The following is a 26774-nucleotide window of genomic DNA, read 5'->3' as shown; positions in this document are numbered from 1 at the left end:
CAGACTAGGGCCGCACCCCTTGAAGGGATGCGGCCCTGGAAGCCGGAAACTACTTGGCCATGTCGAACCAGTTGAAGGCCTCGACCATCTGACGGGTGGTGTCGCTGACGTAGCGCTCGCCGGTGAGCTCCCAGCGCGTCACGGTGCGGTAGGTGCCCGGCTCCAGCGACTCGTCCTCGCGGGTGTTCTCGTCGTCCTTGACCGGGACGTACTCCTTGATGGACCGCTTGGTCAGGGTGACGTCGAGCGACTCGTACGCGGACTGGGTGTAGAGGTAGTTGCCCTGGCCGCTGTCACCGGCGCGGCCCGGGTCGGCCAGCTTCAGCTTGATCGTGTTGCCGCCGAACGAGCCGGTCGCGGACACCACCGTGATGATGTGACCACCGCTGCGCTGCAGCGAACCGGTGGTGGGGCCCGCCTTGTAGCGGCCGTAGACGAGCTGCAGCGGGCCCTCGTTGAGCTTCTTCGCGAGCTCACCGGCGAAGTCCGGGTTCTCGTGGGTGCTCACGGCGCCCGCGGAGGTGGTCCACCCGGCGTCACGGGCGGGCTTGGTGGCGATGTCCCACGCCTTGCGCAGGTTGGTGAGGTTGGTGCCGCCGTCGTACTTGGCGTCGACGCCGATGCGCCCGATCGAGTTGGTGATGACGCTGTAGTCGGCGGGGTCCTTCGGGTTGAGGTTGCCGACCTTGGTGGTCAGCCAGCCGACGGGGGCGTCCTTCTCGTGGCCCCAGTAGTGCAGGACGTTGTAGAGGGAGGCCGGGCCGCAGTAGGCGCCACCGTTGTTCTCGAGGCCGGCCCGGTGCTGGTCCACATCGCTGACGCCGCACTTCTTGACGTTGAACTCGCTGCCGGCCATGTCGGAGGCGCCGACGCACGGCGGGGGCGTGCCGATGATCGGGTCCGCCACGGCGGTGGCGGGAGCGACGACGGCGGTGAGAGCGGCGGCGGCGATCAGAGCGTTGCGGATCATTTCGGTTTCCCCTTCGAGTTCCTGTGTTCCCCTGCGGTGACACAAGATTCGCCGAGGCGAACCCCCAAAGGCATGAGGGGAGATCCCTCAACCCTCCAGCGGAAAAGATGGGTGTATCAGGGACACCCCCACATCGCTCTGTCTCAGGCGAGGACGCGGGCGAGGTCCCTGCGACCTGCGATTCCGAGCTTCGTGTAGATCCGGCCGAGGTGGTTCTCGACGGTCTTGGGCGTCACGAACAGCTCCTGCGCGATCTCCCTGTTCGCCCGGCCCGCCGCCGCCAGGTCGGCCACGCGCCGTTCGGACGCCGTCAACGCCTCCGCGCCCAGGGTGATCTGGCGGCGCGGCCGGTCGCCGAGTGCCTCCAACGCCTCGACCGCACGGGTCTGGAGCGCCGCCGAGCCGCAGTTCCCGGCCAGTTCGATGGCGCGATGCAACGGCTCGCGCGCGTCCGTCCGGCGTCGCGCGACCCGCAGCGCCTCGCCCAGGTCGACCAGCGACCGGGCGAGTTCCAGACGTGAAGGCGACGCCTCCAGGACGGACACGGACTCGGTCAGCAACTCCAGCCGGGCGTCCGCGTCGGCGTTCGAGAGCAGCCGCAAAGCCGCACCCACCTCGGTCGCCGCGCCCCACCTACGGGCCACGTCGAGCTGTTCGGTGGCCAGTTCCAACGCGAGTTCGTGCTGGTTGAGGAGCAACGCGGCGCGGGTGGCCACCGCACGCCACGGGATCGTGGGCGGATCGACGTGCACCTGGTGCATCGCGTCGCGCTGACGGTAGGCCTGGGACATCGCGCGCCGTGCGTCGCCTTCGGCCAGTGCGATCAACGCGCGCACCTCGTGCAGCCAGATCATCGGCATGGTCAGCCGGGCATCGGCGTGCTTGCTGTCGAACGCCGTGATGAACGCGCCGGCAGCCGCGACGTCGCCCCGTTCGAGTGCCGCGTAGACCGCGAAGTGCGTCGAGGTCGCGCGCAGGCTGATCACCTCGGACACCGGGTCCTCGTGCGCGACGGCGGCCAGTGCGCCCTCGGCCTCGGCCTCGACGACCTGCATGTTGCCGCAGCGCCAGTTCAGGAACAGCGACGCGTTCGCCACCATGGCGAACTCGATCGGCGAGCCGTGCGCCCGCACCTTCAACCTGGCCCGTTCGATCTCGTGTCGCGCGGTGTCGACGCCGTCCGCGGCCATCAGGGCGAGCAACGCCACCAGCCACGCGACCATCGCGTCCGTGCTGCCCGTCGCGTCGTCCAGGTAGGCGCCATTCGCGAGCGCGCGCGTCGCGGTCGTGGCGACCTCGTCGTGCGGCCACACCTCGTAGCGGCCCATCTGCGCGAGGAGACCGAGCAACGTGCGTTCGTCCGGGGTGCCGCCCGCGAGACCCGCGTAGCCGCTGAGGTGCGCGGACGCGACCTGGCGTTGATCGGGCAGGAACGAGCGGAACACCGCCAGCCGTGCTTCGAGGTGTAGCCGCGACTCGCCGTCCGGACGGGCCCCGATGGCCTCGGTCAGTTCCGCGATCGCCGCCGCCGGGCCTTCCAGCGCGGCCGTCGCCGAGGCCGCCGCGGCCACCAGTTCCGCGTCCGGCAGGCCTTGGGCCGCGGCCTTCAGGTGCCGGTGCGCGTTCACGGCGTCGCCGACCCGCAGCAACGCGCGCCCGAGTTCCGCGCGCAGTCCCGCGTCGCCGGGCTTCTCGTCCACCGCCCTCGCCAGATGCCCTGCGGCGGTGCGCGGGTCTCCGGCCGAGAGCAACGTCGCCGCGGCCTTCCTCAGCACCTCGGCGGCGTTCGGCAGTGTCCCTTTGGGAGCGTGGACGAGATGCGCGGCCACTCGGCCGGCCGAGGCGTGCGACTCCTGCAACGACTTCGCAGCGCGCGCGTGCAGCGAGGCGCGCGCGATCGGCCCGAGACCGGTCAGCACCGCCTCACGCACCACGGGGTGCACGAACTCCAGGTGCTCACCGGTGACCATGACGTTCGCCGCCGTCAACGCCTCGACCGCGGCCGGGAGATCGCCGACCTCCGCCAGCTCCGCCGCCTGCCACGGATCGGCGTGCGTACCGAGCACGGCGACCGCGCCCGCGAGCGCCACCGCTTCGGCGGGCAGCCTTCCCAGCGTGGCGCGGAAGACGGTGCTCGGGCCGAGCGTGCCGACCTTCTCCGCCGTCGCGGCGTCGTCCAGCGGCAGCCCGAGCGCCGCGAGTTCGTCGACCAGGACGCCGGACAGGAACGGGTTCCCGCCACTGGCCGCGTGCAGTGCGGTGATCACCTCGGGATGCCCGCCGACCAGGGCGCTGAGCGCGTCCGTGGTGAGCGGACGCGGCAGCAACCGGTCGGCGGACACGCTCAGCTGCGCGAGCGGCCCGAAGTTGTCCATCGGCGGCCTGGTCGCGACGACCAGCGCGATCGGCAGGTCCGCGATCCGGCGGGACAGGTAGACGAGGAACTGCAGCGACGAGTGGTCCGCCCAGTGCGCGTCGTCCACCGTGATCAGCAGCGGGCGGGTGGACGAGAGGTCCACCGCGACCCACCACAACGAGTGCAGCGTGCGGGCCAGTTCGGCCTGACTCGGGTCGAGCGCGGCGTCGTCCAGGGCTTTCAGCGCCGCCCCGGACGGCCCGGCGAGGATCTTCTCGCGCAGTTCGCCGGAGTACCGCGACACCGACCGCTCGACCATCTGCCGGACGACGCCCCACGCCATGGCGCTCTCCAGGGCATCACCGACAGCCTGCAGACGCCCGAACCCGCGCTCCTTGGCCAGCTCACGGCATTCGTGCACGAGCCTGGTCTTGCCGATGCCCGCACGGCCCTCGATGACGACGACGCGACCCTCACCACGGGTGGCTGCGTCCAGAGCTTCACGAATGTGCGCGATCTCGGAGTCACGTTCAAGTGGTTCACGCACGAATTGATCGTAGCGGCCGTCTCGCGGGCTACATGCTGGTCATCGACTGCGCAGAAGGGCGACTTGATGCTCCATCCGAGTGATCGTCAGTTGGTGCAGTCGCCTTCGCCGGAGTTGTCGCCCCCGCTGAGGGCCTTGTCGACGAACGCCTTGGCCGTGGCGGGGTCGACCTCGTACCCGAACCCGGTCTCCCGCTGGACGGGCGCGTCGACCGGCAGCGTCGTCACGCCGATCCCCACCGGACCGGTGAACCGCTGCGCGAACTCCAGCACGTCCCAGCCGTCGTCCACCTTGATCGACCCGCTGACGCCGCGCGCGAGTGCGAGCGCCTTGTCCTTGGTGATCTGCGACGCCAGCCCGACGAGGAACATCTGCTGCCGCTTGGCGCGGTCCAGGTCGCCGTTGGGCAGACCGTGGCGCTGGCGCAGGAAGGCGAGAGCCCGATCGCCCTGGAGCACCTGCTTGCCGGCCGGGAAGCCGACCTTGGTGATCGGGTCGTTCGCCGCCGCTTTCAGGCAGACCTCGACCCCGCCGACGAGCTGCGAGATCGGGCCGAAGTCCGACATCCGCACGGCGGCGTAGTGGTCGACCTTCGCCCCCGTCGTCTTCTCGACGGCCGCGGTCAGCTTCTTCGGGTCCTGGGCGAACAGGCCGTTGATCTTCGCGCCGTCCACGTAGAGGTCCCGTGGCAGCGACACGACCATGACCGCCGCCCCGTCCCCCCGGAACCGCGCGAGCATCAACGCGTCGGTGTTGCCCATGTCGTCAGCGCCGATAAGCAGCACGTTCTGTGCTTCCGCCGCACCGGGGGACACCGCGGGCGGCGCGGCCTCGGTCTTCTTGATCGTCGTCGGGATGATGACGGCGGCTGCGGCAGCGGCGGCGGTCAGCGTCGCGACACCGACGATCAGCCCGAGCGGCTTGCGCTTCTTGGCCTTGTGCAGGTTGGCCAGCACGATCCGGGAGTCGACGCGCTCCTCGGCCTCAGCGGCGATGGCCTGGCGGATCAGGTCGTTCATGAGTGCACCCCCAGGGTGGCGGACCGGGCGAGTTCGTGAGTGCGCAGCGTCTGCAGCGCACGAGAGAGTTGGCTGCGCACGGTCGATTCCGCGCACCCGAGCACCTGTGCGATCTCCGCGTCACTGCAGTCCTCGTAGAACCGCAGCACCAACGCCGCACGCTGCTTGCGCGGCAGGATGGCGATCCGTGCGCGCATGGCCTCACGTTCGGCGTGCGCGTCGGCCGGATCGGCCATCGACGGCACGTGCCCGGCGAGTTCACTGCGTTCCATGGCGATCTCACGCGCTGCCCTGCGGTGCCGCCACGACAGGTAGTCGTTGGTCACCATGCGCTTCACGTAGAGATAGGGCACGTCCATCGCCCCGATGCGTTCCCACTTGCCCTGCGCGCGCATGAGCACGTTCTGCACGATGTCCTGCGCCAGGTGTTTGTCGCAGGTGATCGCGGTGGCATAGGCCAACAGCCGATCCAGTCGATCAGCGACGAACTGGTCGAACCCCACGCCGCCCCCTTCTCCTCAGTGGTCGCTTGCGGATCGGGAAACCCCTCTCGCCGCTCGATCCGCTGCATCGACTTGTGTGGTCCGGCCCACAGATGTCTCGGTTTGGACGGATTTCGGTGTGAATCCTTTTCATGTTCACGTCGGTGGACCAACCTTCACCTCATGCGCATCATCCCTGTGCTCGCGCTGTTGTCGCTGCTCCTCGTCCCCGTCGACGCGGTCGCGGCCCCCAACGGCAACTACTACCTGCAAAGCGCCGTGACCGGCCAGAACGCCGCCGTGTCCGGCTCGACCCCGGTCCAGCACCGCCCCAAGGGCAACGAGGACCGCCAGCAGTTCTCCTGGAACGGCAGCACGCTGTCCGAGGGTGGCCAGTGTCTCGGCCGCAACGGTGACACCGCCCAGATGGTCAGTTGCTCCAGTGCCGAGGCCCAGTGGATCGGGCTCCTCGACGACCAGGACAGATACCGCTTCAAGGACCCTGGTGCCGACCGCTACCTGATCGCGTCCGGCACCGACCAGATTCGCGTCGGCACCGGCGACGACACGTGGTTCCTGACCCCGGTCACCCCGGTCCGCGTCCAGCCCCCGGCCGACCCGCGCCTGGACGAGATGACGTTCCTGACCGCGCACAACGCCTACGCGAACGGCGTCGACGGCGGCTTCATGTTCGCCAACATCGCCCCGAACCAGTCCCGCGGCATCGTGCAGCAGCTCAACGACGGCGTGCGCGGTTTCATGCTCGACATCCACCAGACCCCCGACGGCGCCATCCTCTGCCACAACAGCTGCACGGCCGTCAGCAAGCCGGTGGCTTTGAACGTCGACGTCCAGCGCATCGTCGACTTCCTGAAGTCCCGTCCCACCGAGATCGTCACGGTCTTCCTGGAGGACTACGTCTCCGCCGACGTCCTGCGCTCCGAACTGGCCCGCGTTCAGGGCCTGGGCGACGTCCTGTACCGAGCCGAAGGTGTCCGCGAGAACGGCTGGCCGACGTTGTCGCAGATGAGGGCCACCGGCAAGCGTTTGCTCATCTTCACCGACCACGGCCGCGACGGCCGCGAGAACTCCGGCGTGCTCTACCAGAAGGACTGGACCGTCGAGAACTACTGGTCGATGGGCTCGGGAACCGGCACCTCCGACTGGTCCTGCTACTCCCGCTGGGGCGACAAGCCACTGACCGCGACCGAAGCGAACTTCCGCCCGCTCTTCGTGATGAACCACTTCCGCGACGTCCCGATGCAGGGCACCGTCGCCACTGACAACTCGAAGCTCGTCAACCGGGCCCAGCGCTTCTGCGAACCCGCGGCCCGCAAGACCCCGAACTACCTGGCCGTCGACTTCTACCACCTGAACACGCCGTCACTCCCGGCCGAACGCCACCCGTCCGGCACGGGTTCCGTTGAGTTGTCTGCTTCGCCGACGCTCTGCCTGGACAACAACGCCGGCGGCACCGAGAACGGCAACCCCGTGCAGATCTGGGGCTGCAACAACTCCTACGCGCAGAAGTGGCGCGTCGTCGCCGACGGCACGATCGCCATCTCCGGCAAGTGCCTCGACATCAGCAACAGCGGCACCACCAACGGCACGGCCGTCCAGTTGTGGCAGTGCAACGGCACGGGCGCGCAGCAGTGGCGCGTGCGGTCGGACGGGTCCGTGCAGAACCCGCAGTCGGGGCTGTGCCTGGACAACCCCAACGCGTCGACCACTCCCGGCACGCGCCTGAACATCTGGAGCTGCAACGGTTCCGCGGCTCAGGCCTGGAAGTTCCGCTAGCTTCTTGGTGTGCAACTTCGCCCCTCTGGCTTCGTTTGAGGTTATTCTCAATTCGAATCGGAGCCAGAGGGGACCTGGGCGCGCAATGGTGAAAGCGGAAAAACGCTTCTCCTCTCTTGACGTCTGCGCAGGCGCCGGAGGGCTGGCGCTGGGACTGGAACAGGCCGGATTCGACCCGGTGCTGCTGATTGACAACCGTGACGTAGCGTGCGAAACGCTGCGCGCCAACCGTCCTCGTTGGCACGTGCTCGAAATGGACCTCTTGGATTTCGTGCCGGAGGACTATCCGCAGGTCTACGACGTGGATCTGTTGTCGGCAGGACTGCCGAGAGTGCAGGCATCGGCGACGGCCACCCGTGCACGGGGCAACGAGGCAGAGCTTGAACTGCTCAAGGCAACGATCATGCTCGTTCCGGGGGTGCAGCCGCGGGCACTGCTGGTGGAGAACGTGCCCGACCTGGCGGTCAAGCCCGGATACGAGTTCATCAGGGACTACGTGGCGGAAGAGCTCGGACACCTTGGTTATCGGCACCGCTGGTTCGTGGTGAACGCCGCTGACCACGGCGTGCCGCAGAGCCGCGAGCAGGGAATTCTCGTGGCGTTCAAGGGCGATGCGTTGGATCTCTTCGAAGTTCCGGCTTCTTCGCTGGAGCAGTTCGTGACTGTCGGCGAAGCGTTGGTCGAGTCGATGACCGCTCGTGGGTGGCAGCAGGCGGGGGAGTGGGCGAAGCAGGCGGACAAACTGGCTCCCACCCTGGTGGGCGGCTCCTGGACGCGCGGTGGACCCGACCTCGGGCTTACCGGTTCCAAGCGAGCCTGGGCGAAGATGGGCGTGGACGGCGGGACCGTGGCCGACGACGTGCCTGGACCCGACTTCGACTGGAATCCCGAACTCGGGCGCGCCGGCATGGTCAAGCTCACGGTGGACCAGGCGGCCGCACTGCAAGGTTTTCCGCCCGAATGGCAGTTCGCCGGCAGGAAAACGGCGAGGTACCGACAGATCGGGCATGCGTCGCCGCCGCCTGTGGGCCGAGCACTGGGACAGTCGATTCGAGCTGCACTGGCGCGTAGTGGAGCCTGATTCCCGTCGCGGCCGTTGCGAGATAAACTCCGTCTCCATGAACTCCGTGCAGCCGTCGCTCTTCTCGTCTGCACAGATGGTCGACCTGTTCGCGGGCCCAGGAGGGCTTGACGTAGCGGCTCACTGGCTCGGGTTGAGCGTGGCAGGCATCGAGTGGGATGTGGATGCCTGCACGACTCGAAACGCAGCCGGCCTCGACACCAGGTTCGAGGACGTCCGGGAGTTCGGGCCGGACGACTTTCCTGAAGCGACCGTCCTCACCGGCGGGCCGCCCTGTCAGACCTATACGGTCGCCGGTGGCGGTGCCGGAAGGCGCGCGTTGGACCAGGTGCTCGAGTTTCTGCAGCGCATGGTCAACGGCGAGGACGTCGTGAAGGAGCTCGCCAACCTGCACGGAGATGCCGACCCGCGTACCGGTCTCGTTCTCGAGCCGTTGCGATGGGTGCTGGCGGCTCACAGGAGTGAAAAGCCTTACAAGGCAATCGTGTTGGAACAGGTGCCTGCTGTTCTCCCGGTTTGGGAGGCTTACGACAAGGTGTTGCGGGGCTTGGGCTACGACGTCGACACCGGCATCCTGCACACCGAGGAGTTCGGTGTGCCGCAGACGCGGCGACGAGCGATTCTGATTGCACGCCTGGAGGGTGACGCCAGGCTTCCGACTCCCACGCATCGTCGCTACCGCAAGGGAAAGCCGCAGACGGACGGCGACCAGGCGCTCTTGCCCTGGGTGTCGATGGCGCAGGCGCTGAAACGCACTGACGAGTTCGTGGTCGTCTCGAACTACGGCACCGGCGGTGTGCCCGAAGCGCGCGGCAGACGTCGCTCCGATGAGCCCTCCGCGACAGTCACGGGAAAGATCGATCGGAACAAGCTGTACACCGACGGCTCTCTCTCGTCGGCACCGAAGAGGTTCCAAAGGCACGAGTTCGGAAGGCTTCAGACCTTCCCGATCGACTACCCGTGGTCGGGCAAGCACATCCCCCAGCAGGTGGGCAACGCCATCCCACCTCGCCTCGCGGTCCACATCCTCGCTGCCGCGCTCGGCCTGAAGTTCGACAACGCGGACCTCGATCGTGCGGTCGAGGCGAAGTGGGATCCCCACCCGGACAAGCCGCTGGTACCCACGACCAAGGCCTGACCGTCCACAAAGATCAGGCTTCCTCGTCATCCGAGGAGTGCTTGCCGCGCTTGCGAAGTGGCGCCTCTTCGAGCAGCTGCGTGAACAGCGGCAGAAGCGTGCCGATGGCGCGCTCGCTGACCTTGCCGTCGTCCGGACCTTCAGGAAGCCGGTCCCACGGCACAGGAGGCATGCCCGCGGACTCGGCCACCCAGTCCTGCACGGCGTCGTGATCCATCTGGTCGTCCGGAGCGAACACGTCGTACATCAAGGTGCTTCCGGCGGCGTTCACGGCGGACGACAGGGCATTCACCCGGTCACCGATCTTCGACGTGCTCGCGTGCTGTAGCTCTTCCAGCAGACGGAGAATCGTCTGCGCGGTTGGGCGGTGGTCGATAATGTCCAGCCGCATCGTCGTGTTGAGAACGTCCTGGAAGTGGCAGGCGAACTCGACCGGTCGGTAGTCGTGGCCGTCGCGGAACAGTTCGGCGGCCCACCACAACCTGGCGAAAGCCTGGGTGTAGTGCGGACCACTGAAGCGGGCGCTGGGCACGATCTCACTGCCCTTGTGCCGCCACACGACGTAGTCCGGCGCCGTGATCATCGCCAGGAAGTTCCACCGGCGACTGTCGGCCGCTTCGGCCCGCGTCATGCGCAGCGTCGCGTGCAGGCGAGGGGCCAGCCAGGCGTCCGCACGGGACGGTCGGTCGCCGAACCGGCTCATCGCCTCGTCGAGCAGGTCGCGCACCGGGTCGACGAACCACCGCGGTTCCGGTTCCGGCTCAGCTGCCGCCTTGCGCAGCGCGACCAGCGGCGGATTCTCTTGGCCTGTCTGCATTCCTCGCGTGAGGAACTTGGCGATGGCTGCATCGGGAAGAAGGCCGATCTCCTGCGCGGTGTCCGGACTGCTCACCGGCCGGCACTCCTCTCGACACGGTTCACCGACCGCGTTGCCACGGTCAACTTCTTCGTCGTCTGACTACGTCTGCCGGCGGCGTACTGCACACTCGTCTGCAGCTCGGACCAACCGAAACCCTTGGTGCGGCGCTCGTTGATGTCGAACAGCGCGTCAGTGAGCTGCCGTCCAGGAAGGACGTCCGGCAACATCATCTGCAGGACCGGCTCGCGCCAGCCACCCGGCATCTGCGGCGTGCCGTCCTCGTCCACGTCGAGATCGCTGATCGCCGTGTGGAACATCGCCGTCCAGGCGTCCTGGGCGACCTGACTCGACGCCATCTCGCGCAGCAGCTTCTCCTCGGCGCTGCCTCCGGTGCCGTGCAGGACCTCGACCAGACCTTCGACGGCGCTGGTGTTGAGGTACACGGTCGGAATCTCACCGGTGGTCTCGACGATCCACGGTGCCTCCTTGAAGGGGCGCAACCATTCCAGTTCGCCTTCGCGGAAGTCGATCTCGACGATCTCGATGTCGCGCTGGCGGACCGGTGTCGTCACCTTCAGGTCGACGTACCAGTCCCGTTCCGCGGTACCGATGATGCGACCCGGCAGGTCGTCGAGCGTGGCCGCCACGGTCAGACCGAGTGACGCGCGGTTGAGGTGGGCGTTGCGCACCAGTTCGATCCGGCCCTGCCAGCTACCGTCCTGCGCACGCTTGAGACGGGCGCTCGTCCTGGCGTTCGTGGCCTTCTCGGTGAGCACCGCGAGACAGACCGGGTCAGTCCACGGGCCCTCGCTCAGTTCCTGCTCAGGCAGGGTTGCCCGGAGGTGCAGCGTGGCCACGTCCCACTTGTCTCGACCTGTTTGCTGCAGGGCAACGGTTTGCTCGGCCTTGGAAACGTGCGAGTACGGCAGAGGCGAACCGTCCACCGCTACCGCGGTCACCTCGAGGATCACGTCACCGAACAGCGTTGGGTACGGAAACGCCGCCTTCACCGGGTACCTCCCCGTGCCTTCTGGACGTCGACGAGCAGCCGGGACAACCTGCCTCGCACCGGATGGCTGGCCGGATCGGTGACCCCGACGAACGAAGCCGAGCGCGTGCCGGCCGGGATCACCAGGTTGCCGCTCTCGATCCGGCAGTTCTCGGCGGCGGTGAGCAGGTTCCACTCGATGGCGGGCCTGCCGCCTGATCTCACGTCGAACTTGGCGACCGGGGTCAGCAACCAGGAGTCCTCCGCGTCCGGCAGCTTCACGTCGACGTCGACGTGCCAGGCACCGGTGTCGTCGAGCCGGGCGTTGATGCTGCGGACAGTCGGCACGCCTTGCGTGCGCCTTGTTCCAGTGGACACGCCGGTGCTCAACCGCAACAGTTCTTGAAGTGCCGCCGGGCCACCGCGTGTGACGGTTTCACGGCGCCCCACCAGTTCGCGGACCGCTCGGTCGATCTCGTCCTTGAAGTCGTCGATGCGACTCAGCGCACCGCGCCGGTACAGGGATGTGAGCTCTTCGGTGCGGTCCCACTTGTTGTGCTCGGGAGGTTCGGACGCGCGGAGGAAGTCCTCGGCGAGTTGAACGTCCTCACCGTCGTTCTCGGTCGCGTGGCCCGCGAGCAGCACCGCCTGGAACGAATCGGTGCCCAGCGGGAGGTCGCGCGGCCGGCGCTCCATGATCGTCATTCGGTTGCCCCGCATGCACACGACGCGGTTCTTCCGGTCCTCGTCGTCGGTTCCCGTCAGCAGCAGGACAGCACGATGTTCGGTGCCCTTGCCCTCGATGCGTGCCCCGTCCCGCAGTGGCGTCACGAAAAGCGATACGTCGGACTGGGCGACCTGGTCGCCGGACGTCCGCTCGCTGACGGTGTCGTTGTCGAGGTAGGCCTTCAGCGCGCGACTGAGCGCGGGATGCCTGCTGTAGGAGTCGACCCGTTGCTCGGGCACGAGCACCTGGCCGTTGCGCATCGTCGTCACTCGCGCGTCGAGCAATGCGCCGGCGCGTTGCCCGCCGACCATGGCTGCCCAGAAACCGTCGGCGAGTGAACGGACGAGCTTCTCGTGCATGTCCTGCAAGGACTCGGCGTCGCCTGAGGCGTCGTGCGCGCCGACGATCAGGAACGACGTACCGGCGTCGGAGTGGGGGCGTTCCAGGTGCAGGTCGCGAACGGTGTCCTCGTCGGCCCACCAAGACCTCGACACCTTGGGATGTTCCGGCGAGGTGTCGGGTTCACCGAACCAGGCCGGGCCCGCGTACGCCTCGCCGTCCACCGTCCGCCACGGCAGGTCGAGCCTGCCGATGACCCGGCGTTCGGTGCGGCCCTCGTGGGGCTCGGAGAGCGTCGAGTTCATCAGCACCAGGCCGAACTTGCTGGTCGCCCAGAGCGTGACCTTGCCCAGACCGTACGAACCGCCTGCGCGCTTGCTCGTCTCCTTGTGGCTGTCCAGCTGCCTGCGGACCACTGCGGCGAAGCGCCCGTCGCTGTACTCGGGACCGGTGAGACCGGCGGCGTTGTAGTCGTCGACCCGCAGCAACAGCACGGTTCGCGTGCGGTCGAGTTCCTCCAGCGCTGCCTTCAGGCTCCTGGAAACCTTCTGCTTCTTGTCGGCGGCCGCGTCGTAGTGTTTGCGGAGCTCGTTCCACCGCAGTGCGTCGAGGAACTTGTCGAGGTGCTGTCCGCTGACCTCGTGCAGTGTGTAGTGGACCTGTACCGGCTTGGTCAGGTCGTGACGTTCGTCGAGCGAGTTCTGGGTGGCCTCTCGGGCGAGCACGGACAGGTCCGCGTTGAAGGCGAAGGCTGCGGCGTTTCCGTACTCGCGTCCCCCGTCGGCGTGGGCCGGCCGGTGATGCCAGGTGAGGGGGAGGTTGGTCGAGATGTCGGACGTTCGATTGTTGACCGCTTCCGGCTCGATGCCGAGGAAGTCGGCGATCATCCGCTTGTGCTCGTCGCGCGGTTCGGCCCTGCCGACGATCCACGCGGACACTGCCGCACGGGTGATGCCGAGGTGCTTGGCCAGTTCGGCCTGCGACCTCGTGGCCCGGCGGAGCTGCCGCCCGAGCCAGGGGCCGAAGTCCTCGCCCTGCTCAACGCTCATCTGCCGTCGTTGCCTTCCGCCGTTCCGAAGAAGAAGTGGTTGCTGATCGGATGCACCCACTCTATCAGGCGAAGTTGACGCGGGCATCGCTGTCAACTTATGGTTAAGCCTGCCAGGGTCGATCAAGTCTATTCGAGACCAGGGCATCCCAGAATTCCGACACGCATCGCGGGGCTTCATCCTCGCTTCGGAGGTGAACCGGTCAGCAATCCGGTCCAACTGAATGAGTAACGCTCTCGGTTCGACTCACGACGTGGAGTCGACTCGACTTTTCGTACCCGAATGACACTTAGCCGTGCAGGGGTGCGGTGGTCGGGCATCGGCCGGGACAGCTGACCTTCGAAGCACACAACGGCTCACCTTCGGGACTGGCCGTGCGACAAGGAGTGACGCGGTAGTGATCAAACGTGCGAGAAGCGCGGTGCTCGACCTCATCAAGAGGCTGAGCGAACGCGCGCTGCGTACCTACGTGGTGAACCCCGACCTGATAGAAGAGGACGCGAACGCGGAACGCCGGATCCACCAGGGGGGCTACGGCGATCGGCAGCTTTACGAGCTGGTGCAGAACGGCGCCGACGAGATGCGCAAGCCTGAGCACGAGGGCGGCGCGATCCGGGTGGTGCTCGTGGCGAACTGTCTGTACGTCGCGAACGACGGCGAGCCCATCACGGAGGAGGGCGCCCGGACGATCCTGCGCATGGGGGTGTCGCAGAAGCGCGGCGGCGAGATCGGGCGGTTCGGCGTCGGCATCAAATCCGTTCTGGCGGCCACCGCGACCCCGCAGTTCTTCAGCACGACGGGGTCGTTCGGGTTCGATGCCGAATGGTCAGCTGAGCAGATCACCGAGGCCATCAACGCCGACCGGGAGCTACGGGGAGAGCGCCCGGTCGAGTCGGTCGGAGACACGCCGGTCCTGCGGATGGCCCGAGAACTGGACGAGGCCGCAGAACGGGCACAGGACCCGGTTCTGGACGAACTGCTCGCGTCAGGTGCGGCAACCGTCGTGCGCCTTCCGCTGCTGGCGGGCGCCGCTGACCGGCTCGGCGACGACATCACGAAGTTTCCGAGCCTCTTCCAGCTGTTCTCCCACCAGGTGAGGGTGCTGGTGTTCGAGGACCGGCGGTCGCTGCCGGTCGTGCGGCGCGAGATCACCGTGGAGTACCGCGGGGTGATGCACACGATCCGCGAGGCCCGCGGCGGGGAGAAAGCACGCTCCGAACGGCACCGGGTGTTCACCCGACTGCACGAGGTGAGTGAAGCCTCGCGCCAGGGGGCGGGCGAGATGCACCAGCGCTCGGAGATCGAGATCGCGTGGGCGGTGCCGGACTACACCGTCCTCAAGGACAGCGAAGGGCATCGAGTGCTTTCGGTGCCCCACGAGCGGGGACGGTTCTGGTCGTTCTTCCCGACGACGTACCCGACGACGCTGAGCGGGGTGCTCAACGCCGCGTGGAAGACGAACGAGGATCGGCAGAACCTCCTGGACGGCAGCCCACTCAACAGGGAACTGCTGACCGAGGCCGCCGACCTCATCGTGTCCTCGCTGCCCGAGTTGGTGGAGCCGGCAGACCCAGCCGCCTACCTGCAACTGCTGCCCGGCCGCACCAAGGAGTCGCCGAACTGGGCCGACGAGTACCTGGTCGAGGCGATCTGGCGTCTCGCTGCGGAGCGGCCTTCGTTGCCGGACCAGGACGGTGTGCTCAGGGTTCCCGAGGAACTCCGGGTACATCCGGAGAAGGTGGACCGCGCCGCCCTGGACATGTGGGCGGAGTACGGGGGGCGGCCGAAGAACTGGCTGCACCGGTCCGCGGAAGCGAGCACTCTGCGCCGAGGCAAGGTCAACCACGTTCTCGCCGCGACCGACGTCGAGCAGGAGTCCGTCGACGCCTGGTTGGAAGCGCTCGTCGAGGACGGCACCGCGTCCGCGTCCGCCGCCGCAATCCGGGTGGCCGCTCATCTCGACGAGATCAGCTTCGGCGAGCGCGCGCTCGAAATGGTCGCCGCCGAGGTGAGGGCGGCACGAATCGTGTTGACCGAGAGCGGAGAGTTCGTCGCGCCGACAGCGGGCAAGGTGTTCCGCCGCACCGATGACGATGGCCTCACCGACGACCTCGTCTACGTCGACACCTCCATCTCCGACGACCCGGACATGGCGGACGCCCTGGATCGTCTGGGTATCCGGGAAGCCGACGCCCAGGGCCGGTTCCAGAGCGTTCTCGATCAGGGTTTCCGCGACTACGACCCCGACGCGTGGACGCGGTTCTGGGAACTCCTCCGCAGCGCGGGCGGCGTTGAGCTGGTCGACGTCATCCGGAAGAAGTTGGCGGCAACGGGTGCTCGCCTCCGGGTGCGGACGAAGTCCGGTGCCCTTCGGCCGCTCGAAGACTGTTTCCTGCCGGGACCGGTGGTGCCCGCGGACGGTTCGCGGGACGCGGCCCACGTCGTGGACCTCGACTTCCACGGCGACGACCTCGTCGTGCTGCGCGAGCTGGACATGACCGACGTACCGGTGATGGGTTCACAGCCGAAGAGCGAGCACTGGTTCTACGACTACCACGTCGTGCGACATGCCGAGTACTGCGCAGGTCTGGACAGCACGGCCAGCAGGGTGCAGCTCAACACGGTCGGGTTGACGGGTCAGCCGACGGTGCGTCATCTGCATGTCTTCCTCCAGCTCTCCCCCGAGGGCAAGGCCGCGTTTCTCGCCAAGATGCCGGAGGAGGGACTGTCCGAGCACTGGACCCGGCAGATCGGTGGCAACGTACGGACCCGTACGCGAGTCGAATCGCCGGTGCGGTGGTTGCTGCGCGAGCACGGCTTCGTGACCACGTCGATGGGGGTCGTTCGGGTGGCCGCCGCAGTCGCGCCGGAGTTGGGTGCGTTGGCGTCAGTGCTTCCGGTGGCCGAGATCAGCGGGGAGAAGGCCCGTCGTCTCGGGCTGACCAGGTCGGTCGACGAGGTCGATCCCGCGCGGTGGACGGAGTTGTTCGAGCGGCTCGAGAAGAGCGACGAGGACGAGTTCGTCGGTCGTTCCTATGCCCTGCTGTCGCAGGTCGCCCTGGAACTGCTGGGACAGGCGGACGTGTTGCGGTGCCGTGTCGGCAGCAGCTGGGACCTGCGTACGCGAGGAGAGATCGCCATCGCCACGTCCCGCGCCGAGTACGACGAGCTCATCCGGGAGAAGCATCCGACGATCCTGGTCGACGACACCGATCAGGCCGGCCAGGTCGAGGTGCTGGTGGGCGAGTTGGGATTGCGAACAGTCGGCGACGTCATCGTGAAGCAGGTTCGCGCTGTGCAGAGCGGACCGGCCGTGCTGCTCGGTGACGAGTACACCTCGCTGAAGCAGCGGCTGGGAGTGCGAAGGGTCCAGGGTTTGTGGCTCCAGCGCTGTTCCGAGCTCGAAGAAGTGATCCGTACCCCTGAAGGCACTCGCACGGCCGGACTTCGCAGTGCCCGCCAGGACGAGACGGTGCTGGTGCCGGAGGACGTGTCGTTCGAAGAAGCGCTCGTCCTGGCTGATGACGAGTTCGGGTGGGGTCTCGGTGCTCCCGAGTGCCGCTGGGTCGTGGAAGCTCACCAGAACCAACTGAAGGACACCAAAGCCCAGCAGCGGCTGGGCGAGATTCGTGGTACCGACGACATGGACCGGAAGATCGCGCTGCTGATCGGCGCGGAGAACCTCCGGCAGGGACTGCCCGAGAGTCTGGTCACGCGAGAGATCGCTGCCACCGGTCGTGAGCCGGATGACCTCCGTCTCGCCCGCATGGCGCTCAATGCTCACGCGACAAGTGTGTTGCGTGTGCACGCCAAGGACATCAATGTGCGGTTCGCCACGGCGCCTGCTGCTTTCGACGGCGGCGCTGCGGCGCTTCGATTCGTCACCGGGCTCGGCTTCCCGGACATCTTCGCCGGCGTGCGCGTGCCGTCGCCGCCCGCGCGCGAGGAGGTGGTCGGTCCCACCGAATTCCCTCCACTGCACGGATATCAGGAGAAGATCGCGGAATCACTGCAGAGCCTGCTGACAGATCCCGAGCCGCAACGCGCCATGCTGAGCCTGCCCACCGCCGCCGGCAAGACCAGGGTGGCCGTGGAGGCGACGATCCGGTGCATCGCCGCGTCCGGCCAGTTCGACGGGCCCGTCTTGTGGATCGCGCAGACCGCTGAGTTGTGCGAGCAGGCTGTGCAGACCGTGAAGGGCGTGTGGGAACGAATCGGACCGGCCGAGCCGTTGGTCATCGACCGGCTCTGGTCAGGCAACTCGGCGACGCCGGTCACCGGCCGCACACAGCTCGTCGTCGCGACCGACGCGAAGTTGTCGTCGGTGCTCGGCTCGGACGAGTACGCCTGGCTGCGCGACGCCGCACGGGTCTTCGTCGACGAGGCTCACGTGGCGATCTCACCGGAGTACACCGAGATCCTCGAACACCTCGGGCTGACGCATCGCAAGACGGCACGGCATCTTGTCGGCCTCACGGCGACACCGTTCCGCAACAACACCGAACTCACGCGTCGACTCGTTCAGCGGTTCGGCAACAGGCGGCTCGACGACGGCGTCTTCGTGGGAGAACCGATTCTGGAGCTGCAGGAACTCGGCGTGCTCGCGCGAGTTGAGCACCGGGAGCTGGCGGGCGCCGAGATTGAGCTCGACGGCCAGGAACTGAACGGTGTCAAGGGATTCCTCCCGCGCAGCGCCGAACAGCGCCTCGCCGAGAACGAGACGCGCAACAAGATGATCATCGAGGAGATCGCCGCGCTTCCCGAAGACTGGCCGGTCCTCGTGTTCGCGACCTCGGTGAGCCACGCCAAGTTCCTTGCGGCGACGTTGTGCGACCGCGGTGTCAGTGCGGCCGCCATCGACTCTGCGACTCCCGTTCAAGAGCGTCGGCAGCGCGTGGAGTCGTTCCGCAGGGGCGAACTCCGCGTGCTCACGAATTACGGCGTGCTGACGCAGGGGTTCGACGCACCGGCGACGAGGGCCGTCGTCATCGCACGTCCCGTCTACAGCCCCAACGACTACCAGCAGATGATCGGTCGCGGCCTGCGCGGAAACCTCAACGGAGGCAAGGAGACCTGCCTCATCCTCGACGTGCGCGACAACATCACCAACTACGACGGTTCGCTCGCGTTCCGGAGCTTCGAGTACCTGTGGCAGAAGGGATAGCGGTGACCACCACCGAGGACGTGGGGTTCGAGCTCACGTCTCACCAGCTTGGGGTCGTGATCGCTGCCTGGGACACCAGGCAGCTCGTCACCGCCCCGGCGGGTGCGGGCAAGACTACGACGTTGTGCCTGCGCATCGGTCACCTGATCACGCAGGAGGGTCTCAGGCCCGCCGAGATCGTGGTGCTCACGTTCTCCCGTGCAGCCGTGCGGAGACTGCACACGATGTTGTCCCGGACGGTTACCACTGGGCGTCGTGTGCGAGTGCAGACCTTCGACAGTTGGGCCTCTGCCCTGCTGGTCGACCTGGGTTGTCAGCAGGACCAGTTGGCGCGAATGAGGTTTGACGATCGGATCGGGGCGGCGGCCGACGCGATCGAGGAAGCCGAGGTGACTTTTGAGGACATGGGGAGGGTGATGCCGCGGCACGTCGTCATCGACGAGGTGCAGGACCTGATCGGTATCCGGCGGGACATGGTCGAGTCGCTGCTCGACAGGTTGTCCAACATTGGTTTCACCGTTGTCGGCGATCCCGCGCAGTCGATCTACGGCTTCCAGGTGGCCGAACCCGCGCAACGAGCGGAAGAGGTCGGCAGGTTCTTCGAGTGGTTGCGCGCCACGTACGGCGATGACCTCGCCGAGCGGAAACTGATCGGAAACTTTCGCGCTTCCACGGATGAAGCCCGAGTGGCATTGAAGTACGGGCCGCGCCTGGGCGAACTGACGGAGAACCCCGCGATCGATGCCACGCCGTTGCTCAGCGAGTTGCGCACCACGTTGCTGACCGAGGTCTCTTCGTCGGACGGGTTGGACAGCGAGTTCGTGCGCCAGTCCTTGCGCGTGTTCGACGGGAAGGTGGCGATCCTCGCGCGCGACAACGCGGAGGTGTTGTCACTCTCTGATCAGTTGGGGCGTCACGGGATCGTGCACGGTATCCAGCAAGCGTCGCGGGCTGTCGCGGCGGCACCCGTTTGGATCGCGGATCTGGTGAACTCGACCGGTTCTGGCGTTCTCGACCGGGCAGCGTTCGAAGCACTGGGCCTTGACGTCTTCAGGCCGGGTGGGCCGGCCGAAACAGAGGTGTGGGAGTCGTTGCGCGGGGTCGCGGGAGCCCCACGTGACCGGCTCGACCTCGCTGCCCTTCGCCGTGCCGTCTCGGCGGGCAGGCTGCCGGACGAGCTCACCTCCCGCGACCGAGCCAAGATCGTCGTATCCACCGTGCACCGCGCCAAGGGCTTGGAGTTCGATCGCGTGCTGGTCGCTGGGCTGGCGGAAGACTCGATGCGAGTGCGTGAAGTGGATCCGGCCGATGAGGCGCGACTTCTGTACGTCGCCATGACGCGGGCGCGCGAGGACATGTACCGGCTTCCGGTCCCTGACACGAGGCGCCTGCGCAAGGGACGGAAGTTGTGGAAGCCTGTCGAACGCTGGTTCGTCGGCGGCTACCGGGACTTCGTCCGCAGCGGCATCGAAAGCCTCGATCAAGACGTGTGTCATCAGGCACCTGCCGGTTCAGCCTCGCTCGTCACTGATCCGGTCGCGGTGCAGGAGTACCTGCGCGACGCCGTCCGTCCGGGTGACGAGGTAGTGCTGCGGAGACTGCACGACCTGCCGATGGGCAACGAGGAGACGCCGCCCTACGGGGTCTTCCACAACGGCATGCTCATCGGCGAAGCCTCGCAGGTGCTTCGCAGCGATCTTTGGCGCCTTCTCAAGCAGTCGCCCACCTTCAGGGTGAGCAGGTGGCCTTGCCTCGTCACGGGTTTGCGCATCGACTGCGTGGAAACCGTGGTCGGCCTGCCTGCCCTCACCGAACGCAGCGGTCTCGGTGACCGCGGCGTCTGGGTCGCCCCTCGCCTCTTCGGCCTCGGCCGCTTCGACTGGACCCATGCCGAACAGGTCCCGGAAGGACATGATCACTCGTGAGTCGATCCCGCCACACCGCGCACTACGAGCTGCGGACCGATCTCCGGGGCGCCCTCCGTGAAGATCTTCTCGGTCCGCAGGGCGGGCAAGAGGAAGTCCTCACAGCCGATGCGCCGGTGACCGCGTATCCGATCGGGGTGCTCTTTCCACAGACACAGCACGATGACGCGCCCGTCGAACAGGGCGTCGACGCCGCGGCCGACATCATTCGCGGAGATGACGCCGAACAGGGAACATCCGAGATCGGTGTGGCCTTGGCGAATCGGCGCAAGCCGTCCTCGCTGGGGCTCACCTTCGGAGTCGACCCCGAGATCGCGGCCACCGTGGAGGTTCATGTCCGAGCAGGCATCTACCTTCCGGAGAACGAGGAAGGCGAGTCTGTGGAGCCGCGTCGCACGGAGGCCCGCAGCACGGCTCAGCAACGGGAACGTTGGCGGCGGGTTCCGATCGAATGCGAACCGGTGCCGGTGAACGTCGCCGAACCCGGCACGACCGAGCATGATCTCCGGACCGGGCTCCAACTGCGGACGTTGGTGCGCAGAAAGGATGATGACGGCACCACCACGATCACGGTCACGTTGGTCAACACTCACAGCACAGGTCTTTACGACCTCCAGGACGCGTACTGCTTCTTCCAGCCAGTGCTCACCGTGACAGGTCCTGCGGGCGCCAGCCCGTTCGTCGCGAGAAAGGCGCCGCTGGGTGCGGTGGACTCGGAGCACGCGCTGAGCAGACTGCTGTACCGGCACGCCCCCTACTTCGCCACCGGGCACGGCTGCTCGGCCGCCTGGGAGTGGACCGCTCCGCGGATCCGGGTCGAGGTGGATCGGCACCCCGCTGTGGCGGAGGTCAAGACGGAGTTCGTGCCGAGCCACGAGGTCCTGCTGACGGACTCGAATCCCGAGATCGACGACGCCGCGCTCGGCATGCACGGCCTCGGCACCGGAGCGCGGGCCGACGTGATCGGCGCGTTGACCACCCTGCTCGGCGGATATGAGAGCTGGATCGAGGCGCGCACGATCGATGCGCGGGCGTTGAGGGGAACCGAGCATTCCGACGTCGCCCAGGAACAGGTCGAGCTGTGCTGCCGGGCGCTCGCGCGCATGCGTCGCGGTGTCGAGATCTTGGCGGACACGGACAACCCGTTGCCGTTCAAGGCGTTTCAGTACGCGAACCTGGCGATGTCCCGTCAGCGCGGTAGGGCAGAGTGGATCGAGGACGGTCGCGTGGGCACGCCCGATCCGGAGGCAGGTCGCTGGCGGCCTTTCCAGATCGCGTTCGTGCTGCTGTGTCTGGAAGGCATCGTCGATCCGAGCCACGACGACCGCGGGATCGCCGACCTGCTGTGGTTCCCGACCGGCGGTGGCAAGACCGAGGCGTACCTCGGACTGGTCGCCTTCGGCGTGTTCCACCGCAGGCTCAGGGATGGTGAGAACGGTGCAGGAGTGACGGTGCTGATGCGGTACACGTTGCGTCTGCTGACACTGCAGCAGTTCGAACGCGGTGCCGCGCTGATCTGCTCGATGGACACAGTGCGAAGCGAACACGAGAAGGATCTCGGCAAGACTCCGGTTTCGATCGGGATGTGGGTGGGGATGTCCGCCACCCCGAACAAACTCGACAGGGCACGGCTGAAGCTGGACGAGGTGCGGGCCAACCCGGACAAGCCTTTGCAGCGCGAGAACCCCGTTCAGTTGCACGCCTGCCCGTGGTGCGGCGAGAAGCTGACCGCGAACGACTACGAGGTGCGCCAGGACCTGCGGCGGATGTTCATCCGTTGCCCGGACCGAACCTGTGACTTCAGCGGCCAGGAGGGCTTGCCCGTTCATCTCGTGGATGAGTCCGTGTACGACGCCCATCCAACCTTGATCATCAGCACGGTCGACAAGTTCGCCGCGATGCCGTGGCGTCCGGAAACCACCGCGTTGTTCAACGGGGATTTCGGCTCCGACGTCCGGCCGCCCGAGTTGATCGTCCAGGACGAACTTCACCTGATCTCCGGTCCACTCGGGACGCTCACCGGTTTGTACGAGACGGCGGTGGATCATCTCGCCGGCCGTCCCAAAGTCGTGGCTTCGACCGCGACGATCCGGCGTGCTTCCGATCAGATCGGTGCCCTTTTCGATCGGGACCTGGCGCAGTTCCCGCCGGCAGGCCTGGACGCGCGGGACTCCTGGTTCTCCGTCGAGACACCACGAGACTCCAAGGCGTCCAGGAGGTACGTCGGTTTGCTCACCCCGGCCACCAGCCAGGCGACGTTGTTGGTCAGGACATACGCAGCGCTGTTACACGCCGTTGCCCGCGCGCAGGTCGACCCGTCGGTTCAGGACCCGTACTGGACGTTGGTGGGATACTTCAACAGCCTGCGACTCCTGTCGGCGGCAGAACTCCAGGTGCTTGACGACGTGAAGGACCGTCTCGACCTGTTGGCAAAACGTGACGGCACCGGCACCCGGTCGATTCCGGAACTCATCGAGCTGAGCAGCCGGGCGGACTCCAGCGCCATCCCGACCCACCTGAAGCATCTCAAGATCGCACTGCCGGACCCGAAGACGCTCGACGTGTTGCTCGCGACGAACATGATCTCGGTAGGCGTCGACATCGACCGACTCGGTCTCATGGCCGTGATGGGGCAGCCGCAGACCACCGCTGAGTACATCCAGGCCACCAGCCGGGTAGGACGTCGCCACCCCGGCCTGGTGACAGTCATGCTGAACTCGGCACGGTCGAGGGACCGCTCGCACTACGAGAACTTCGCCGGCTTCCACTCGGCGCTGTACCGCGAGGTCGAGTCGACGAGCGTCACGCCGTTCTCCGCGCGAGCTCGCGACAGGGGACTGCACGCGATTATCGTCGCGTTGACCCGTCTCACCATTCCCCAGGCGGCTCCCAACGCAGCTGCGGCTGACGTCGAAGACTTCCTCCCCCAGATCAACTCGACGGTGCGCGAGGCGATTCTTGATCGCGTCAGGTCGGTGGACCCGGACGAGCTTGACGTCGTCGCCGAGCACTTCGACGACTTTGTCGAGTGGTGGCAGATGGAGGCTCAGGACAACCCCGGCCTGGTGTACGAGGCGAGCCGCGGCCGCAGGCAGGCCGCCTTGCTGAAGGGCTTCGACAGCACTGACGACTCGGTCCCGGGGCAGGACACCCTGTGGAGCCTGCGCGACGTCGATGCAGAATCATCGCTTTTCCTAGAGAACCGGTAGGGCTGCGCACATGCCATCTTCTCGCTCGTCTCAACGCCCGAGCACGGGTTTCCGCCCGCGTGCCAACGTACGCAAGATGGGTGCGGTTCGCCGTTCGCAGCTCGTCACGACCTACGGGGTCGGCGCGATGATCGCGATCGAGAACGAGTCGTTTATCGTCGCGGGCCTGGACTCCTGGAACGTCGACGAAGCACCGGAGATCTTCGAACGCAGGCTCGCGCGAGTGCTCGGCGTCACCTCGTTCCGGTTGCCACCGGCACCGGATCCGGATCGAGGCGTTGACGGTGTTCGCATCCGCCGGTTCCCGGAGTTCTACTCGTGTTCCCGGTGCGGCCTGCTGCAGCGTTTTCGTGACTTCGGCATCCGGCAGGGGCAGCGAGCGCTCTGTCCGGAATGTGTGGAGGACCTCGTGCCGTCCCGATTCGTGCTTGTCTGCGACGACGGACACATCGAGGACTTCCCCTACTGGAAGTGGGTGCACCGGGGGCAGTCGTCGGGCACTTGCAACGGCGAGCTGCGCCTGCGCATGGACGGTGGCTCGGCTTCGCTGAAGTCAGTGGTCGTCAGCTGCTCGTGCGGTGTCCCGGAGGTGTCGATGGAGGGTGCCTTCCGGGTGAAGGCTCTCATCGACCTCCGCATTCGATGCAACGGCAAGCGGCCGTGGTTGCGGGGTGCGGAGCCGCAGGACTGTCGACGCAATCCTCGTGCGATGCAACGAGGATCTTCGTCTGCGTGGAATCCGGTCATGCGCAGTGCGCTGTCGATCCCGCCCTGGGGGGAGGGGCTGAACGCGTTGATCGAACGGGAACGGTTGTTCGGCGCGCCGCCGGAAACCGTTCGATGGCACTTCCAGCAACGGCCCCACCTCCTGCGGCGGGAGGACGCGACGGTCGATGACGTGCTCGCGCAGCTGCGCATGATCCAGGAGGCGAACGACGCGCCGATTCCGGGCCCGCTCGAAGCGCACGCGGCACTTCGAAAGGAAGAGTACGACCGACTGTGCCGTGGAAACCCCGAACGCCATGCGGCCGACCGACAGCCGTTCGTGTGCGAAAGGCCAGAGGGCGACCTCGATCAGCTTCGCGAGTTCGGTCTGGATGGATCGATGCTCGTCAAGAGGTTGAGGGAGGTTCGTGCGCTGGAAGGATTCACGCGCGGTGTTCCTCCTCTTGAGGCAGAACCCGATCAACGACTTGCAGAGCTCCACCTGTCTCCGGAGATCGACTGGTTGCCAGCGGTCGAGGTCAACGGCGAGGGTGTCTTCCTCCGGCTGGACGAAGATCGCTTGCGGAAGTGGGAGGCGGAGAAGGGGGTTGTCGAACGGGTCGAACGGATGCGACGCAACCACCTCGCCGTGCTTCAGGAGAAGCCGGGGGCCGGAGATGGTCGTGCGGCAATTTCGCCGGTGTCGCCGTGCTTCGTGCTGCTGCACACGTTGGCGCACGTTCTGATCAACGAATGGAGCCTCGACGGTGGCTATCCGGCGTCAGCGCTGCGTGAGCGGCTCTACGCGGGCGATCGGATGGCGGGCATCCTGATCTACACGGCGACCAGCGATTCCGCAGGAAGTCTCGGTGGAATCGTTGCCCAAGGCGACCCTGAAAAATTGGCGGCGACGATGGAGTCGGCGCTCAGTCGGGCGTCGTGGTGCTCCAACGACCCGCTGTGCATGGAGTCAGAGGCGAGCGGTGTGGACAGTGTGAACATGGCTGCCTGTCATGCGTGCGTACTGTTGCCCGAGACCAGTTGCGAGTGGAACAACAGCTTCATGGACCGCGTGCTTCTCGTCGGCACGCCTTCGGAGCAGGTTCCCGGGTTCTTCATGTCCCTCTGACCGGTCGGCCTGCCCGTCTGCTCAGCACGACCTCCTGCACGCGGGTGGCCGCGGCCTCGGACGTCTCGTGTTCCCACACCCGCACGACCAGCCAGCCGACGTCGGCAAGCTTCTTGTCCGTGTCGACGTCGCGCCGGCGGTTGGTTTCGATCTTCGTTCGCCAGAACTCGGCGTTGTTCTTCGGCCAGGTGGCGTGTTCGGGACAGCCGTGCCAGAAGCAGCCATCGACGAACACAGCGACCTTTGCCGAGGTGAAGACGATGTCGGCTTCTCGTCGAACTCCCTTCACCGGCCTGTGGTGCACCCGGTAGCGCAGACCGGCAGCGAACAGCGCCTTGCGCAGGTCGACTTCGATCTGCGTGTCCCGGGACTTCTGCTTGCTCATCCGAGCTCGAACGCCCGGCGCGGTGTCGAGGGGCTTCACGTCGGACATTGTTCCGGACGAGGCGGCTAGGGTTTGCGGGCGATGCCCACGTAGACGTCCGCAGGGCCGCCTTCTCCGGCCGGGCCGAGTTCCGGGTGCCACTGAGGCGCCGAGACGACGCCCGGCTGGAGGATCTCCATGCCGGCGAACATCGGCTCGAACTGGTCGTGCGAACGGAAGTACATCGGGTCGCGGCTGTGCTTCATGGCCTCGACGACGGCGCCCATCTCCTGCGGCTTGAAGTCGGCCGTGAGGTGCGACAGGGCGACCAGGCTGCCGGGCGGCATCGCGTCGCGGTAGCGGGCGACGACCTCGGCCGGGCCCTTCTCGTCCGAGACGAAGTGCAGCACGGCGACCATGAGCAGGCCGACGGGCCGGGAGAAGTCGATCAGGCTCTTCACGACCGGGTCGGCGAGGACGTCGTCGGGGCGGCACATGTCGGCCTGCACGACGCCCGCCTTGTCGTTGCCCTCCAGGATGAGCTGGCTGTGCGAGACCGCCACCTCGTCGTAGTCCACGTACACGACCCGTGCGTCCGGGTTTGCCTGTTGCACGATCTCGTGGACGTTGCCGACCGTGGGGATGCCTGAGCCGAGGTCGAGGAACTGCGTGATGCCCTGCTCCATCATCAGCAGGACGGCACGGCGCATGAACGAGCGGTTCGACGCGGCGATGGCACGGCCGTCGCGCAGGATCTGCAGCACCTTGTCGCCGACCGCGCGGTCCGACGCGAAGTTGTGGCCACCTCCCAGCAGGAAGTCGTAGACCCGTGCCGCGCTGGGCACGTCCGTGTTGATTCCCGCGGGCACCCAGGAGAAAGGCTCGGCCATGCCGAAGAACTTACTCGAATGCGCGCACGCGTGTGG

At 66.9% G+C, this 26774-nt stretch carries 16 protein-coding genes; 7 read left to right on the top strand and 9 right to left on the bottom strand.

Going from position 1 to position 26774, the window contains the following annotated elements; translation table 11 throughout:
* Positions 1-49: 49 nt before the first annotated feature.
* From ACIRG5_RS31370 to ACIRG5_RS31355, 4 genes are all read right to left on the bottom strand, one after another.
* The gene (locus ACIRG5_RS31370) at positions 50-970 is read right to left on the bottom strand and encodes a hypothetical protein (RefSeq protein WP_402911286.1); all 921 of its coding nucleotides are present in this window, start codon (positions 968-970) and stop codon (positions 50-52) included.
* A gap of 143 nt (positions 971-1113) precedes the next feature.
* Positions 1114-3873: an AAA family ATPase gene (locus ACIRG5_RS31365; protein ID WP_402911283.1), complete on the bottom strand. Its 2760-nt coding sequence runs from the start codon at positions 3871-3873 to the stop codon at positions 1114-1116.
* 86 nt (positions 3874-3959) lie between these two features.
* On the bottom strand, positions 3960-4892 hold the full coding sequence (locus ACIRG5_RS31360; RefSeq protein WP_402911280.1) for an LCP family protein: 933 nt from the start codon (positions 4890-4892) through the stop codon (positions 3960-3962).
* Entirely contained in the window at positions 4889-5395 is a 507-nt protein-coding gene (locus ACIRG5_RS31355; protein WP_402911278.1) for a SigE family RNA polymerase sigma factor, read from the bottom strand. Before ACIRG5_RS31355 ends, ACIRG5_RS31360 begins: the two co-directional genes overlap by 4 nt.
* 162 nt (positions 5396-5557) lie before the next feature.
* Here ACIRG5_RS31355 and ACIRG5_RS31350 point away from each other — a divergent pair, with 162 nt between their 5' ends.
* From ACIRG5_RS31350 to ACIRG5_RS31340, 3 genes are all read left to right on the top strand, one after another.
* Positions 5558-7171: an RICIN domain-containing protein gene (locus tag ACIRG5_RS31350; RefSeq protein ID WP_402911275.1), complete on the top strand. Its 1614-nt coding sequence runs from the start codon at positions 5558-5560 to the stop codon at positions 7169-7171.
* An 85-nt stretch (positions 7172-7256) separates the two neighbouring features.
* Positions 7257-8252 (top strand): DNA cytosine methyltransferase, encoded by a 996-nt coding sequence (locus tag ACIRG5_RS31345; RefSeq protein ID WP_402911273.1) that lies wholly within the window; start codon positions 7257-7259, stop codon positions 8250-8252.
* Between the two features lie 37 nt (positions 8253-8289).
* Positions 8290-9390 carry a DNA cytosine methyltransferase gene (locus ACIRG5_RS31340; RefSeq protein WP_402911270.1) on the top strand — a complete coding sequence of 367 codons (1101 nt, stop codon included), beginning with the start codon at positions 8290-8292 and terminating at the stop codon, positions 9388-9390.
* 13 nt (positions 9391-9403) lie between these two features.
* Here the strand turns inward: ACIRG5_RS31340 and ACIRG5_RS31335 are convergent, their stop codons facing one another.
* The 3 genes from ACIRG5_RS31335 to ACIRG5_RS31325 are packed head-to-tail and all read right to left on the bottom strand — an operon-like array spanning position 9404 to position 13352.
* Positions 9404-10282 (bottom strand): DUF6339 family protein, encoded by an 879-nt coding sequence (locus ACIRG5_RS31335; protein ID WP_402911267.1) that lies wholly within the window; start codon positions 10280-10282, stop codon positions 9404-9406.
* A complete protein-coding gene (locus ACIRG5_RS31330; protein ID WP_402911264.1) occupies positions 10279-11259 on the bottom strand; it encodes a hypothetical protein in 981 nt (326 codons plus the stop codon). Before ACIRG5_RS31330 ends, ACIRG5_RS31335 begins: the two co-directional genes overlap by 4 nt.
* The gene (locus ACIRG5_RS31325; RefSeq protein ID WP_402911261.1) at positions 11256-13352 is read right to left on the bottom strand and encodes a helix-turn-helix domain-containing protein; all 2097 of its coding nucleotides are present in this window, start codon (positions 13350-13352) and stop codon (positions 11256-11258) included. The genes ACIRG5_RS31330 and ACIRG5_RS31325 overlap by 4 nt, the downstream gene beginning before the upstream one ends.
* 397 nt (positions 13353-13749) lie before the next feature.
* Here ACIRG5_RS31325 and ACIRG5_RS31320 point away from each other — a divergent pair, with 397 nt between their 5' ends.
* The 4 genes from ACIRG5_RS31320 to drmB are packed head-to-tail and all read left to right on the top strand — an operon-like array spanning position 13750 to position 25484.
* The gene (locus tag ACIRG5_RS31320) at positions 13750-18516 is read left to right on the top strand and encodes a DEAD/DEAH box helicase (protein WP_402911258.1); all 4767 of its coding nucleotides are present in this window, start codon (positions 13750-13752) and stop codon (positions 18514-18516) included.
* A gap of 2 nt (positions 18517-18518) precedes the next feature.
* On the top strand, positions 18519-20441 hold the full coding sequence (locus ACIRG5_RS31315; RefSeq protein ID WP_402911255.1) for a UvrD-helicase domain-containing protein: 1923 nt from the start codon (positions 18519-18521) through the stop codon (positions 20439-20441).
* Positions 20438-23650, top strand: a complete 3213-nt coding sequence (locus tag ACIRG5_RS31310; RefSeq protein WP_402911253.1) for a helicase-related protein — start codon at positions 20438-20440, stop codon at positions 23648-23650. The genes ACIRG5_RS31315 and ACIRG5_RS31310 overlap by 4 nt, the downstream gene beginning before the upstream one ends.
* 10 nt (positions 23651-23660) lie before the next feature.
* Complete coding sequence (gene drmB / locus ACIRG5_RS31305; protein ID WP_402911250.1) at positions 23661-25484, top strand: DrmB family protein; 1824 nt, start codon at positions 23661-23663, stop codon at positions 25482-25484.
* Here drmB and ACIRG5_RS31300 read toward each other — a convergent pair.
* Both ACIRG5_RS31300 and ACIRG5_RS31295 read right to left on the bottom strand, forming a co-directional pair.
* Positions 25471-25917, bottom strand: coding sequence for a very short patch repair endonuclease (locus tag ACIRG5_RS31300; RefSeq protein WP_402911248.1), 447 nt, complete (start codon positions 25915-25917; stop codon positions 25471-25473). The two genes, drmB and ACIRG5_RS31300, sit on opposite strands and share 14 nt — an antisense overlap.
* A gap of 17 nt (positions 25918-25934) precedes the next feature.
* Positions 25935-26738 carry an SAM-dependent methyltransferase gene (locus tag ACIRG5_RS31295; RefSeq protein WP_402911245.1) on the bottom strand — a complete coding sequence of 268 codons (804 nt, stop codon included), beginning with the start codon at positions 26736-26738 and terminating at the stop codon, positions 25935-25937.
* Positions 26739-26774: the final 36 nt, after the last annotated feature.

The sequence above is a fragment of the Lentzea sp. NPDC102401 genome (assembly GCF_044765805.1).
GTDB lineage: Bacteria > Actinomycetota > Actinomycetes > Mycobacteriales > Pseudonocardiaceae > Lentzea > Lentzea sokolovensis.
Note: the sequence above shows the minus strand (reverse complement) of the source record. Positions and strands in the feature narration are given on the sequence as shown.

What these genes read in the sequence shown, in the direction of transcription:
- ACIRG5_RS31370 (WP_402911286.1), bottom strand. Translation starts at nt 970, where the DNA reads ATGATCCGCAACGCTCTGATCGCCGCCGCCGCTCTCACCGCCGTCGTC.
- ACIRG5_RS31360 (WP_402911280.1), bottom strand. Translation starts at nt 4,892, where the DNA reads ATGAACGACCTGATCCGCCAGGCCATCGCCGCTGAGGCCGAGGAGCGC.
- ACIRG5_RS31350 (WP_402911275.1), top strand. Translation starts at nt 5,558, where the DNA reads ATGCGCATCATCCCTGTGCTCGCGCTGTTGTCGCTGCTCCTCGTCCCC.
- ACIRG5_RS31345 (WP_402911273.1), top strand. Translation starts at nt 7,257, where the DNA reads ATGGTGAAAGCGGAAAAACGCTTCTCCTCTCTTGACGTCTGCGCAGGC.
- ACIRG5_RS31340 (WP_402911270.1), top strand. Translation starts at nt 8,290, where the DNA reads ATGAACTCCGTGCAGCCGTCGCTCTTCTCGTCTGCACAGATGGTCGAC.
- ACIRG5_RS31325 (WP_402911261.1), bottom strand. Translation starts at nt 13,352, where the DNA reads ATGAGCGTTGAGCAGGGCGAGGACTTCGGCCCCTGGCTCGGGCGGCAG.
- drmB (WP_402911250.1), top strand. Translation starts at nt 23,661, where the DNA reads ATGCCATCTTCTCGCTCGTCTCAACGCCCGAGCACGGGTTTCCGCCCG.
- ACIRG5_RS31300 (WP_402911248.1), bottom strand. Translation starts at nt 25,917, where the DNA reads ATGTCCGACGTGAAGCCCCTCGACACCGCGCCGGGCGTTCGAGCTCGG.
- ACIRG5_RS31295 (WP_402911245.1), bottom strand. Translation starts at nt 26,738, where the DNA reads ATGGCCGAGCCTTTCTCCTGGGTGCCCGCGGGAATCAACACGGACGTG.